The 12,321-nt window shown below is 74.0% G+C and carries 11 protein-coding genes; 3 read left to right on the forward strand and 8 right to left on the reverse strand.

Annotation, left to right across the window (positions count from 1 at the left end; all coding sequences use genetic code 11):
• Positions 1-208: 208 nt before the first annotated feature.
• Positions 209-2,224, forward strand: coding sequence for an NADPH-dependent 2,4-dienoyl-CoA reductase (locus ABZV94_RS36220; protein ID WP_356348294.1), 2,016 nt, complete (start codon positions 209-211; stop codon positions 2,222-2,224).
• 31 nt (positions 2,225-2,255) lie between these two features.
• Positions 2,256-2,801, forward strand: a complete 546-nt coding sequence (locus tag ABZV94_RS36225; protein WP_356348296.1) for a PadR family transcriptional regulator — start codon at positions 2,256-2,258, stop codon at positions 2,799-2,801.
• A 34-nt stretch (positions 2,802-2,835) separates the two neighbouring features.
• Here the strand turns inward: ABZV94_RS36225 and ABZV94_RS36230 are convergent, their stop codons facing one another.
• Both ABZV94_RS36230 and ABZV94_RS36235 read right to left on the reverse strand, forming a co-directional pair.
• Positions 2,836-3,399: a hypothetical protein gene (locus ABZV94_RS36230; RefSeq protein ID WP_356348298.1), complete on the reverse strand. Its 564-nt coding sequence runs from the start codon at positions 3,397-3,399 to the stop codon at positions 2,836-2,838.
• Between the two features lie 213 nt (positions 3,400-3,612).
• Complete coding sequence (locus ABZV94_RS36235) at positions 3,613-4,590, reverse strand: fibronectin type III domain-containing protein (RefSeq protein ID WP_356348300.1); 978 nt, start codon at positions 4,588-4,590, stop codon at positions 3,613-3,615.
• 419 nt (positions 4,591-5,009) lie between these two features.
• Here ABZV94_RS36235 and ABZV94_RS36240 point away from each other — a divergent pair, with 419 nt between their 5' ends.
• Positions 5,010-5,711, forward strand: coding sequence for a glycoside hydrolase family 75 protein (locus ABZV94_RS36240; RefSeq protein WP_356348320.1), 702 nt, complete (start codon positions 5,010-5,012; stop codon positions 5,709-5,711).
• A 210-nt stretch (positions 5,712-5,921) separates the two neighbouring features.
• Here ABZV94_RS36240 and ABZV94_RS36245 read toward each other — a convergent pair whose 3' ends face one another.
• The 6 genes from ABZV94_RS36245 to ABZV94_RS36270 form a co-directional block, all read right to left on the reverse strand.
• Positions 5,922-6,332, reverse strand: a complete 411-nt coding sequence (locus ABZV94_RS36245) for a PTS fructose transporter subunit IIA (protein ID WP_356348303.1) — start codon at positions 6,330-6,332, stop codon at positions 5,922-5,924.
• Entirely contained in the window at positions 6,329-6,934 is a 606-nt protein-coding gene (gene dhaL, locus ABZV94_RS36250) for a dihydroxyacetone kinase subunit DhaL (RefSeq protein WP_356348306.1), read from the reverse strand. The genes ABZV94_RS36245 and dhaL overlap by 4 nt, the downstream gene beginning before the upstream one ends.
• A 67-nt stretch (positions 6,935-7,001) precedes the next feature.
• Positions 7,002-7,994, reverse strand: a complete 993-nt coding sequence (gene dhaK / locus ABZV94_RS36255) for a dihydroxyacetone kinase subunit DhaK (protein WP_356348309.1) — start codon at positions 7,992-7,994, stop codon at positions 7,002-7,004.
• A 178-nt stretch (positions 7,995-8,172) separates the two neighbouring features.
• The gene (locus ABZV94_RS36260; protein ID WP_356348312.1) at positions 8,173-9,039 is read right to left on the reverse strand and encodes a class I SAM-dependent methyltransferase; all 867 of its coding nucleotides are present in this window, start codon (positions 9,037-9,039) and stop codon (positions 8,173-8,175) included.
• Positions 9,040-9,072: 33 nt separating this feature from the next.
• Entirely contained in the window at positions 9,073-11,469 is a 2,397-nt protein-coding gene (locus tag ABZV94_RS36265) for a glycoside hydrolase family 65 protein (RefSeq protein WP_356348315.1), read from the reverse strand.
• Positions 11,466-12,209 carry a beta-phosphoglucomutase family hydrolase gene (locus ABZV94_RS36270; protein ID WP_356348317.1) on the reverse strand — a complete coding sequence of 248 codons (744 nt, stop codon included), beginning with the start codon at positions 12,207-12,209 and terminating at the stop codon, positions 11,466-11,468. The genes ABZV94_RS36265 and ABZV94_RS36270 overlap by 4 nt, the downstream gene beginning before the upstream one ends.
• Positions 12,210-12,321 lie beyond the last annotated feature (112 nt).

Here is a 12,321-nt window from a genome sequence, read left to right on the forward strand (position 1 = left end):
GGCCTCGGACGTCCGGCCGGGGACGGGTTCCCCGCTCAGCGGTCGCGGTTGAAGCGCGTGGTGATCCACAGCAGCAGGAGCAGGATGAACAGGGCATAGGTACAGAACGGGCCGCCGGCGTCACACACGCTCGGTTGTGCAACTAGTTGCATAAACGCTCGGGCTTCCTCTACAACAGGAGGTGACGACACCGCGCACGGAGGGCCCGATGAGCCGTTACCCGCATCTGATGACCCCGCTCGACCTGGGCTTCACCACGCTGCCCAACCGCGTGCTCATGGGCTCCATGCACGTCGGCCTGGAGGAGGCCGAGCGCGGCTTCGAGCGGATGGCGGCGTTCTACGCGGCCCGCGCGCGCGGCGGAGTGGGGCTCATCGTCACCGGCGGCATCGCGCCGAACGAGGAGGGACGGCCGTACGACGGCGGAGCCATGCTCACCACCGACGCGGAGGCCGAGCGGCACCGGACCGTCACCGAGGCCGTGCACCGCGAGGGCGGCCGGATCGCGATGCAGATCCTGCACTTCGGCCGCTACGCCTACCACCGGGACCTCGTCGCGCCGAGCCCCCTCCAGGCGCCCATCAGCCCCTTCGTGCCCCGCGAGCTGTCCGACGCCGACGTGGAGCGCACCATCGAGGACTACGCCCGCGCCGCCCGCCTCGCGCGGCGAGCCGGCTACGACGGCGTGGAGATCATGGGCTCCGAGGGCTACCTCGTCAACGAGTTCACCGCCGCGCAGACCAACCGGCGCACCGACCGGTGGGGCGGCTCGTACGAGAACCGGATGCGGTTCCCGGTCGAGATCGTGCGGCGGGTCCGCGAGGCCGTCGGCGAGGACTTCATCGTCATCTACCGGCTGTCCATGCTGGACCTGGTCCCGGGCGGCTCCTCGCTGGACGAGGTGATCGCGCTCGGCAGGGCCGTCGAGGCCGCCGGGGCCACGATCATCAACACCGGCATCGGCTGGCACGAGGCCCGCATCCCCACCATCGCCACTTCCGTTCCGCGCGGCGCCTACACCTGGGTCACCAAGAAGCTCATGGGCGAGGTGTCCGTGCCCCTGGTGACCACCAACCGCATCAACACCCCGGAACTCGCCGAGCGGCTGCTGGCCGACGGCTGCGCGGACATGGTCTCCCTGGCCCGTCCGATGCTCGCCGACCCCGACTTCGTCGCCAAGGCCGCCGCCGGCACCCCGGAGGCCATCAACACCTGCATCGGCTGCAACCAGGCCTGCCTCGACCACACGTTCAGCGGGCAGATCACCTCCTGCCTGGTCAACCCGCGCGCCTGCCACGAGACCGAGCTGGTGCTCGCGCCGACCCGGCTGAAGAAGCGCGTCGCCGTCGTCGGCGCCGGCCCGGCCGGCCTCGCCTGCGCGGTGTCCGCCGCCGAACGCGGCCACACCGTCACCCTGTTCGACGCGGCGAGCGAGATCGGCGGACAGCTCAACGTCGCCCGCAAGGTGCCCGGCAAGCAGGAGTTCGACGAGACGCTGCGCTACTTCCGCCACCAGCTCGACGCCCACCGCGTCGACGTCCGCCTGGAGACCTGGGTGAAGGCCGGCGACCTGGACGACTTCGACGAGGTCGTCGTCGCCACCGGCGTCACTCCGCGCACCCCGGACATCCCCGGTGTCGACCACCCCCGCGTCCTCGGCTACCTGGACGTGCTGCGCGACGGCGCGCCCGTCGGCGACCGCGTCGCCGTCCTCGGGGCCGGCGGCATCGGCTTCGACGTCGCCGAGTTCCTCACCGACGGCGGCGACAAGGCGAGCGAGGACCCCGAGACCTACTTCCGGCAGTGGGGCGTCGACATGGACTACCGGGCGCCCGGCGGCCTCGCGGCCCCGCAGCGGCCCGCGCCGCCCCGCCAGGTCCACCTGCTCCAGCGCAAGACCAGCAAGGTCGGCGCCGGGCTCGGCAAGACCACCGGCTGGATCCACCGCACCGAGCTGAAGCACCGGGGCGTGACCATGGTGCCGGGCGTGTGCTACGACCGGATCGACGACGCCGGGCTGCACATCACCGTCGGCGACGAGAGCACGGTCCTGGACGTCGACACGGTCGTGCTGTGCACCGGCCAGGAGCCTCGCCGGGAGCTGTACGAGGAGCTGGTGGCCGCCGGCCGCAGCGCGCACCTGATCGGCGGCGCGGACGTCGCGGCCGAACTGGACGCCAAGCGGGCGATCAAGCAGGGCACGGAGCTGGCGGCGGCCCTGTAGGGCCCGGCGCGCACGTCCCTAGGATGAGCCCATGTCACTCCCGCACGCGATCCTCACCGCCCTGCTGGAAAAACCGTCGTCGGGACTGGAGCTGACCCGCCGGTTCGACAAGTCGATCGGCTACTTCTGGTCCGCGACGCACCAGCAGATCTATCGCGAGCTGGGGAAGCTGGAGGCGGAGGGGCTCATCCGCACCCTGCCGGCCGAGCAGCCGGCCCGCGGGCAGAAGAAGAGCTACGAGGTCCTGCCCGCGGGCCGTGCCGAGCTGGCCCGCTGGACCGCCTCCGCGCAGGATCCGAGGACCATGCGGGACCCGCTCCTGCTGCGGCTGCGCGCGGCGGCCGTGGTCGGCACCGCGGGCCTGGAGGCCGATCTGCGCCGCCATCTGGAACTGCACCGGCGGCAGCTGGACGAGTACCGGCAGATCGAGCAGCGCGACTTCCCGCCGGACCGGGACGCCCCGCAGGACCGGCTGCGCCACCTGGTCCTGCGGGCGGGCATCGACCTGGAGACCTTCTGGACCCAGTGGCTCACCCACGCCCTGGCGGAGTTCGCCGAGCTGCCGGACCCCGACTGAGCAGCACCCGGCGCCGGTACGGCCGTGGGACCGCTCAGAGCCGGTACGGCTTCGAGCGGCGGCGCAGGACCCAGCCCGTCGCGACGACGCCGGCCCCGACCAGGGCCGCGCCGACGCCCAGGGTCAGCGGGCCGTAGTCGCGGGCGGCGCCGCCGAGTCCGCCCATCACGCCCCGGGACGGTGCCGGGCCGGACGTCGAGCTGATCGTCGGTTTCGCGGGCGCCGGCCGGGTCGCGGGCGCGGACCCGGACACGATGACCGACTGACTGCCCGCCGTGAGACCGCTGGAGCAGACCACCACCACGGTGTACGTCCCCGGGCTCACTCCCGTCCAGGCCGCGGACTGGCTGACGGACGTGCCGGAGAGGGCCACCTGCCGGCCCTGGGCGAAGTTCGCCTGTCGGCTGGTGAGCAGGGCCGCCGTCCCCCAGCTGCCGTTGATCTGGGTGCAGGCGCTGGTGACCACGGAGACCGTGGTGCCGGTGGTGCTGACCGAGATGCCCGAGACCGCGGCGGACGGCCCGGCGAGCGCGGCCGGGAGGGCGGCGGCGGCCGCCAGGGTCAGGCCGGAGCGGAGCAGAAGTCGCGAGGTGTGCATGGGCTGGCCTCCGGCGGCACGGTCGGCGGTACGTCCCATGCGCCGCCGGGGGTCGGGAAAGGTCCGTGCTGCCTCCATCGCAGCCAACGCCTCCCCGGACCCGCCCGCATGCGGGACGGACCCGGTCGGGTGACGGGTTCCGCCGTCCGGTGCACCGGGACACGCCGGCCCGATGCGCCGGTCCGCGGTGCGAGGCCCCGGCCCGGCGGCAGGTCAGCCGCCCGTGGTCACCGTCCGCTCCGCCGACCAGCCGCCCCAGGTGCCGTCCGGCAGCCGCGCCCGCAGCCGTACCCGGTGCTCCTCCCCGGCGGCGGTGCCCACGTAGAAGCTGTGGCGGGCCCGGCCGCGCGGCGGTGTGCCGCCCCAGACGAGCGAGGTGCTCGCGGTGCGGTCCAGCTGGATCTGGTACTCGGTGATCACCCCGTCCGTGCGCGGCGGGTCCCAGGCCAGGTCGATGTAGTGGGCCCCGCCGGAGCGGTGGGTGGCGGCGGTGAACCCGGTGGGCGCGGTGCTCCGGCCGTCGTCGGTGCCCGGCGTGGTGAGCCGGACCGGTGCGCCGGCGGGGGAGAGGTTGTCGGCGGCGTCGCGGGCCCGCACCGTGAAGACGTAGTGGCTGCCGGGGCGCAGCCCGGTGACGACGGTGGCGGTCTGGTTCCCGCCGACGCTGTGGATCTTCACCCCGCCCTGGTAGACGTCGTACGACAGCACGCCGCGGTCGTCCCGCGACGCGCCCCAGGACAGCTGGACCGCGCGGCTTCCCACGGCCCGCCCGGTGGTGGCCGGCGGCCGGGTCGGCGCGGAGCGGTCCGCCGCCACCACGGCCGGCGTCCGGGCCCGCACCGCCCGGCTCGGCGGGCCCAGCCGGCCCGCGGTGTCCCGGGCCCGCACGGTGAACGCGTACACGGTGGACGGCCTGAGCCTGGTGACGTCCACCATGTGCTGCGAACCCGGTACGTCCGCCACCTTGGTGGGGCCGCGATAGACCTCGTAGGCGCGGACCCCGGAGCCGTCCGGTGCCGCGTTCCACATCACATGGACGCTCGTGGCGCTGCCCGCCGCGGCGGTGACCCCGGCCGGGGCACCGGGCACCCGGCCCTCGCCGCCACCGTCGTCGGCCCCGCTCCAGCCGCAGGACGCGACCAGCAGCAGCGCGCCGCAGACCGGTACCAGCGGAACGGCAACGCGTCGCACGGCTCTGCCTCCCCCCGGACGGGCTCGGCTTCCCAAAGGTCCGGACCAATATGCCCGGCGAGTGCGGCGACAGCAAGGGGGCCGCATTGGTGAGCACCCCCGGACGTTACGTATGCTGAACGTCCCTACGGCTGAACTACCCACGAGGGCAGGGGCGTTCATGCCTGTGGCGCGGACACGCTGTCGTCGCCGATGCCGCGCCGGCGCGGGTGGCCGGGGGGTCCGGGTCGGTACCCGGTCCGGACCCCCGGCCCCTGTTGTCTCCGTCGAGCCCCGAGGCTCGCCCTGGTGTCCCCTCACAGGGTGTCAGAAGCGTGCTCCATCCGGCCCCTTCGCGGCGGCCCCCGTGGCCGTGCGCCCGGAGCCGCACCACAGTGTGCTGGATGTCCGCCATGTCCCCGACGAGAGGGTCCCTCATCGTGCGTGTCCCGTCGCTGATCCTGGCCGCGGCCGGCGCCGCCCTGATCGCCCCGGCGGCGCTGCCCGCCCCGGCCACCGCCGTCCCGCCCCGTGAGCGGCCCGCCGCCCGGGGCGAGGGCGGGGTCACCGCCGCCGACCTGCTGGCCCGGACCGGCACGTGCACCGAGCTCTCCCGGGGCCGGTACCGCACCGACGCCGACAGCCCCGCGACCGTCCCCGTCTGCGGCACCAGTGACGCCGTCTTCTGGACGGCCGACCTGGACGTCGACTGCGACGGCCGGCCCACCACCCACTGCAACTCCAGCACCGACCCCGTCTTCGCCCCCACCACGGCCTTCCAGCAGTCCGACGGCCTCCATCTGAACGCCGAGACCCTGCCCTACATCGTGGTCCCGGCGCCGAGCTCCCGCTGGGACTACCGCGAGCACGGAGTCCGGGGCGGCTCCGTGGCGGCCGTCGTCCACGGCGACCGAGTGCAGTACGCCGTGGTCGGCGACACCGGCCCGAGCGACCTCATCGGCGAGGCCTCCTACGCCACCGCCCAGGGGCTGGGCATCGACCCCGACCCGCTCACCGGCGGGGCACCCTCCGACGTGACCTACATCGTCTTCCGGAACTCCCGGATCACCCCGATCGAGGACCACGAGGCGGCGGTGGCGACGGGGGAGCGGCTGGCCAGACAGTTCGCCACGACCGACTGACCGACCGGGCCCGGACCTCGCCCGACACCGCTCCGCCTCCGGGAACCCAGCGGACCGGGAACCGGCCCGGAGAGGCGGCTTCGCGGGCGGGGCGCCCCGGCCATGAAGGCGCGGGGCCCGGCCGGGCCGGGGCGGCTCAGGCTTCCTGGTGACGGCGGCCGGCGACCCGAGGTGCCGGCCCCGCACGGGAAGCCCGAACCGGTCGGGGCGTCACACCTTCCGGTAGCTGTACGCCTCCGCCGCCGCGGCCTCCACCGCGGCCAGGTCCGCGCCGGCGGCGGAGGTGACCACGGCGGCCACCGCGCCCTCCACGAACGGCGCGTCCACCAGGCGCGTGCCGTCCGGCAGTTCGTCGCCCTCGGCGAGCAGCGCCTTCACCGTGAGCACCGCGCTGCCCAGGTCGGTGAGGACCGCCACCCCGGCCCCCCGGTCCACCGAGGCCGCCGCGGCGGAGATCAGCTCGGCACTGGTGCCGAGCCCGCCGCCCTCGGTACCGCCCGCCGCGGCCACCGGTACCGCGGTCGCCCCGCCCGCCAGGCCCTTGGCCAGCTCGGCGACCGACGCGGCCACCTCCGCGCTGTGCGACACCAGCACGATCCCGACCAGCTTCTCCTCGCTCACTGCTCCGCCTCCGCCGTCTCGGCCAGCGCGGCGATCAGCAGCGCCGACGAGGTCGCCCCCGGGTCCTGGTGGCCGATGCTGCGCTCGCCCAGATAGCTCGCCCGCCCCTTGCGCGCCTGCAACGGCGTGGTGGCCCGCGCGCCCTCGTCCGCGGCGGCCCGCGCGGCGCCGAACCCGTCCCCGAGCGCGTCCACGGCCGGCACCAGGGCGTCGATCATGGTCTTGTCGCCGGGTGCCGCCCCGCCGAGCGTCATCACGCCCTCCACGCCCGCGCGCAGCGCGGCGGCCAGCTCCTCCTCGCCGACCTCCGCGGCGTCCCCGAGCGCCTTGCCGGTCCGGCGCAGCAGGGTGCCGTACAGCGGTCCGGACGCGCCGCCGACCGTCGAGATCAACTGCCGCCCGGCCAGCGTCAGCACGGCACCCGGGGTGTCCGGCGCCTCCTTCTCCAGGGCGGCCGTCACGGCCGTGAACCCGCGCTGCAGATTGCTGCCGTGGTCCGCGTCCCCGATGGCCGAGTCGAGGGCGGTGAGCCGTTCCGCCTCCCGGCTGACGGACGCGGCGGCCGTCGTCATCCAACGGCGGAAGAATGCGGCGTCGAGCACTGGATCTCCTCGCGTGGTAGGGCTGCCGGCCGTCCGGCCGGGATCGGTCGCCGTCTGCTCCGCCGTATCACATTCCCCAGCGCAGCGCCGGGGTCTTCACCGGCGCGTCCCAGAGCCGGAGCAGCTCCTCGTCGGCCTGGCACAGCGTCACCGAGGCGCCCGCCATGTCCAGCGAGGTCACGTAGTTGCCGACGAGCGTGCGGGCCACGGCGACACCGCGTTCCCGCAGCACCCGCTGGACCTCCGCGTTGAAGCCGTACAGCTCCAGCAGCGGCGTCGCGCCCATGCCGTTGACCAGCACCAGGACCGGGCTGCGCGGCGGCATGTCCTCCAGGATGGCGTTGACCGCGAAGTCGGCGATCTCCCCGGAGGTCATCATCGGCCGCCGCTCGCGGCCCGGCTCGCCGTGGATGCCGATGCCCAACTCCAGCTCCCCGTCCGGGAGATCGAAGGTCGGGCTGCCCTTCGCCGGGGTCGTGCAGGCGCTCAGGGCCACGCCGAAGCTGCGGGAGTTCTCGTTGACCTGCCGGCCGATGGCCTCCACGCGTTCCAGCGGCTGCCCCTCGGCCGCGGCGGCGCCCGCGATCTTCTCCACGAACAGTGTCGCGCCGGTGCCGCGCCGGCCGGCCGTGTAGAGGCTGTCGGTGACCGCCACGTCGTCGTCGACGAGCACCTTGGCGACCTGGATGCCCTCGTCCTCGGCCAGCTCGGCCGCCATGTCGAAGTTGAGCACGTCACCGGTGTAGTTCTTCACCACGAACAGCACGCCCGCGCCGCTGTCCACGGCCGCGGCGGCCCGCGCCATCTGGTCGGGCACCGGCGAGGTGAACACCTCTCCGGGGCAGGCGGCGGACAGCATGCCCGGGCCGACGAACCCGCCGTGCAGCGGCTCGTGCCCCGAGCCGCCGCCCGACACGAGCGCGACCTGCCCGGCCACGGGGGCGTCCCGGCGGACGATCACCCGGTTCTCCACGTCCACGTTCAGGTCCGGATACGCGGCCGCCAGACCGCGCAGGGCGTCCGCCACGACGGTCTCCGGGACGTTGATCAGCATCTTCATGCGTATCTCCTCGTGAGCTTGGCGCTTGCGCCCAAGACCCGTGTCTTCGCAGGTCGCCGGAGCACCGACGGCCGCCCGAGGGGGCAGCCGCCCGTCCCGTCTACTGGAAGTATCGACCTTGCGGCGGCGAAGGTCACCTGCGACCGCGTCGCTTCACGGTGCGTAGCGGCCGGTCGGCTCAGGGTGTCCGCCCCGCGGCCGGGGCGGCGGGTCCGAACCGGGCCTGGACGGTCATGGTCGGCCGGATGTCGCGCGCCCCCGGCAGCCGCCGCAGCACGGGCCAGATCACGCCGAAGTACGCGCCGCGTCCCCGTGGCAGCGGCAGTTCGCGCACCTCGGCGACGGCCGGGTGCGCCGTGCGGATCTTCGGGAGCTCACCGGCGTCGAGCGCCCAGGGCATGGGCGGGGTCACGTAGCCCCGCGCCGTCTTCATCTTTCCGCGCAGGGTGCGTTCGGCGAACCACCGCGGGACCGCGTCGAAGACCAGCGATCCGCCGGGGAACGCCTCGGCACAGCCGGCGATCAGCCGTCGCACCTCGCCCGGGCGCAGGTACATCAGCAGGCCCTGGGCGGTGACGATCACGCCGTGCGAGGGGTCCACCTCGTCCCGCCAGGACAGGTCCAGTGCCGACCGCGCCAGCGTCCGGCGGCGTTCCCCGTCCGGCAGCAGCGCCCGGCGCACCCGCGCCGTCTCGGGGAGCTCGACGCAGAGCCAGTGCGCACGGCCGTTGTCGACCCGCCAGAACTGCGTCTCCAGCCCTTCGGCGAGCGCGACGACGGTACCGCGGGGGTGCTCCCGGAGGAAGGCTGCGACGGCGCCGTCGAAGGTGCGCACCCGCAGCGCCTGCCCCTGGGCGAGGAGCGGGGAGGGCCTGCCGAAGGTCTCTTCGAAGGGGTAGTCGATGCGCTCGACGAGTTCGATCGCCTTCGGGTCGTCGAGCACGGGGTGCGGCTGCCGTGCCTCGAAGGCCCGCTGGTACAGGTTCCACAACAGGGTCTCGGGGACGCCCTCCAGGTCGATGCGCCGCCGCCCGCCGTGCTCCATCGCCCCTGCCTCTCACCGGTCCGTGCGCGCACGCTACTCCAGTGTCTCGGCCCGGTCCTCCTCGCCGGCGGGCAGGCCCTCGGGGCGGCGGCCCGGCGGCTGCTGGGGTTCCGGGCGCGTGGGCGCGGGGGGCACCGGGCGCTCGACCGGCCCGTCGGTGGTCAGTCTCGTCGGCTCCCCGTGGTGGACGACGTCCAGTGGTTCGCCCTCCACCAGCTGGTAGCGCACGTGGGACCGGCCGATGTCCACCTTCAGCCGGCGTCCGCGCACCAGCACGGTGAAGGCCACCCTGGACAGCGCCTCCGGCAACCGCGGTGTGAACGACAGCTGACCCGCCTTCCCCTCGTCGCCGAGGTACTGGCGCATGCCCCCGAAGCCCGCGACGAGGGCGATCCAGGTTCCGGCGAGGGAGGCGATGTGCAGCCCGTCACGGGTGTTGTGTTCGAGGTCGTCCAGGTCCATCAGCGCGGCCTCACCGAGATAGGCGTAGGCCAGGCGCAGATGACCGGTCTCGGCGGCGAGCACCGCCTGGCAGCACGCCGAGAGGGAGGAGTCGCGCACGGTCAGCGCCTCGTAGTAGGCGAAGTTGCGGGCCTTCTGCTCCTCGGTGAAGGCGTGCGGGCACTCCATCATGGCCAGGACCAGGTCGGCCTGCTTCACCACCTGCTTGCGGTACAGGTCGAAGTAGGGATAGTGCAGCAGCAGCGGGTAGTCCTCGGGCGGGGTCGCCTCGAAGTTCCAGCGCTGGAAGGTCGTGAAACCGGCCGACTGTTCGTGGACGCCGAGGGATTCGTTGTACGGCAGCGCCATGCGGGCCGCCGCGTCCCGCCACACCGCGGCCTCCTCGTCGTCGACGCCGAGTTCCGCCGCCCGGGCCGGATGGCGTACCGCGGCGTCCGCGGCGGCCAGCAGATTGTGGCGGGCCATCAGGTTCGTGTACAGGTTGTCCCGGGCGAACGCGCTGTACTCGTCGGGACCGGTGACCCCGTCGATGTGGAAGACGCCGTCGGGGTCGTGGTGGCCGAGGGAGCGCCACAGCCGGGCGGTCTCCACGAGGAGGTCGAGCCCCTCGGCGCGCTCGAAGTCCTCGTCCTCGGTCACCATGACGTACCGGACGACGGCCATGGCGATGTCCGCGTTGACGTGGAAGGCGGCCGTGCCGGCGGGCCAGTAGGCGGAGCACTCGGCGCCGTCGATGGTCCGCCAGGGGAACGTCGCCCCGGACAGCCCGAGTTGACGGGCGCGCTCCCGCGCCGCCGGCAGCGTCCGGTGCCGCCAGCGCAGCGCCGAGGCGACGGCGTCCGGCGCGGTGAAGGTCAGGACGGGCAGCACGTAGGACTCGGTGTCCCAGAAGGAGTGCCCGTCGTACCCGGTGCCGGTCAGGCCCTTCGCGGGGATCGCCCGGTTCTCGCCGCGGGCCGCCGCCTGGAGCACGTGGAAGAGGGCGAACCGCACCGCCTGCTGGATCTGCGCGTCCCCCTCGACCTCGACGTCCGCGCCGGCCCAGAAACGGTCCAGGTACGCCCGCTGGGCGGCGACCAGCCCCTCCCAGCCGGTGCTGACGGCGGCCGCCACCGCCCCGTCCACCTGGTCGTGCACGGCGGGCAGCGAGCGCTCGCCGGACCAGCCGTAGGCGACGAACTTGACCAGCCGCAGCGGCTGTCCCGGCACCAGGTCCGCGGTGACCGTCAGGCGGCTGACGTCGGGCTCGCTCTGCGCCGTCCACTTGGTGCTCCCCGGGCCCGCGACGAGGTGGTCGGCCGCCGCTGCCACCCGCAGCCTGCTGTTGCCGGTGCAGTGCACGAGCCGGAGCCGGGTGTCCTGGGCGAAGTGCTCCTCGGGTAGCAGCGGGGACTCGGTCGCCGCGGCGACGCGCGGGTCGCCGTGGATGAGGGGAAGCTGTTCGTTGGCGACGAGTTCGGACTGCACGGCCACCGTGGTCGGTCCGTCGACCGGCTCGACCTCGTAGACCACCGCGGCCACGGCTCGCTGGGTGAAGGACACGAGCCGGCGGGAGGTGATCCGGACGGTACGGCCGCCGGGCGACGTCCACCGCGCGGTCCGGCTGAGCACACCGGTACGGAAGTCCAGCATCCGCTCGTGCGCCAGCAGCCGGCCGTAGCGCAGATCGCACGGGTGGTCGTCCACGAGCAGCCGGATGATCTTGCCGTCGGTGACGTTGATCATCGTCTCGCCGGACTCCGGATACCCGTAGCCCGCCTCCGCGTACGGCAGCGGGTGCCGCTCGTAGACGCCGTTGAGGTAGGCGCCGGGCAGTCCGTGCGGCTCTCCCTCGTCGAGGTTGCCGCGCCATCCGACGTGCCCGTTGGACAGCGCGAACACCGACTCGCTCTGGGCGAGCACATCGAGGTTCAGCTCGGTCTCGCGCAGGCACCACGGCTCGACCGTGTAGCTGGGATGAGTGATCACCGCGACTCCAGAAGCTCTGCCAGGTCCCGGACCACCACATCGGCCCCGTGCGCGCGCAGTTGCTCCGCCTGGCCGACCCGGTCGACGCCCACGACCACGCCGAACCGTCCGGCCCGGCCGGCCTCGACGCCGGCCAGGGCGTCCTCGAACACGGCCGCCTCCTCGGGCCGGACGCCCAGCGCGCGGGCCGCCTCCAGGTAGGTGTCCGGCGCGGGCTTGCCGCGCAGATGGCGTTCGCGTGCCACCAGGCCGTCGATCCGCTCGTCGAACAGGTCCTCGATCCCCGCCGCCACCAGGACGTCCCGGCAGTTGGCGCTGGACGACACCACCGCGCGGCCCAGTCCGGCCTCCCGCACCGCGTGCACGAAACGGACCGAGCCCTCGTAGGGCTCCACCCCGTCCTCGCGGATCCGTTGCAGGACCAGGTTGTTCTTCCGGTTGCCCAGCCCGTTCACGGTCTCCGCCTCCGGCGGGTCGTCCGGGGACCCCTCGGGCAGCCGCACCCCGCGCGCGGCGAGGAACGTGCGCACCCCGTCCGCGCGGGGCCGCCCGTCCACATAGGCGTCGTAGTCGTCGACCGCGTCGAAGGGGACGAACGCGGTCCCCTCGCGGGCCGCGCGTTCGCGGAGATAGCCGTCGAACATCTCCTTCCAGGCGGCCGCGTGCACCTTCGCGGTCTGGGTGAGGACCCCGTCGAGGTCGAACAGGCAGGCACGGACGTGAGCAGGAAGCCCCAGCATGCCGCCGAGGCTAGAAGCCCGGTGCCGTCCGGCCCGGCAGGACACCGCCCGCCGGGCCGGAAGGCACCCGCTCGGTGGACGCCGCGCGACCGCGGCGGGGCGGCGGGCCGCC

It is taken from the genome of Streptomyces sp. NPDC004658 (genome assembly GCF_040609555.1).
Lineage (GTDB): Bacteria > Actinomycetota > Actinomycetes > Streptomycetales > Streptomycetaceae > Streptomyces.

Excerpts from the sequence above, each read along its gene's own strand:
- ABZV94_RS36220 (WP_356348294.1), top strand. The coding sequence starts at position 209 with ATGAGCCGTTACCCGCATCTGATGACCCCGCTCGACCTGGGCTTCACC.
- ABZV94_RS36225 (WP_356348296.1), top strand. The coding sequence starts at position 2,256 with ATGTCACTCCCGCACGCGATCCTCACCGCCCTGCTGGAAAAACCGTCG.
- ABZV94_RS36230 (WP_356348298.1), bottom strand. The coding sequence starts at position 3,399 with ATGCACACCTCGCGACTTCTGCTCCGCTCCGGCCTGACCCTGGCGGCC.
- dhaK (WP_356348309.1), bottom strand. The coding sequence starts at position 7,994 with ATGAAGATGCTGATCAACGTCCCGGAGACCGTCGTGGCGGACGCCCTG.
- ABZV94_RS36260 (WP_356348312.1), bottom strand. The coding sequence starts at position 9,039 with ATGGAGCACGGCGGGCGGCGGCGCATCGACCTGGAGGGCGTCCCCGAG.
- ABZV94_RS36270 (WP_356348317.1), bottom strand. The coding sequence starts at position 12,209 with ATGCTGGGGCTTCCTGCTCACGTCCGTGCCTGCCTGTTCGACCTCGAC.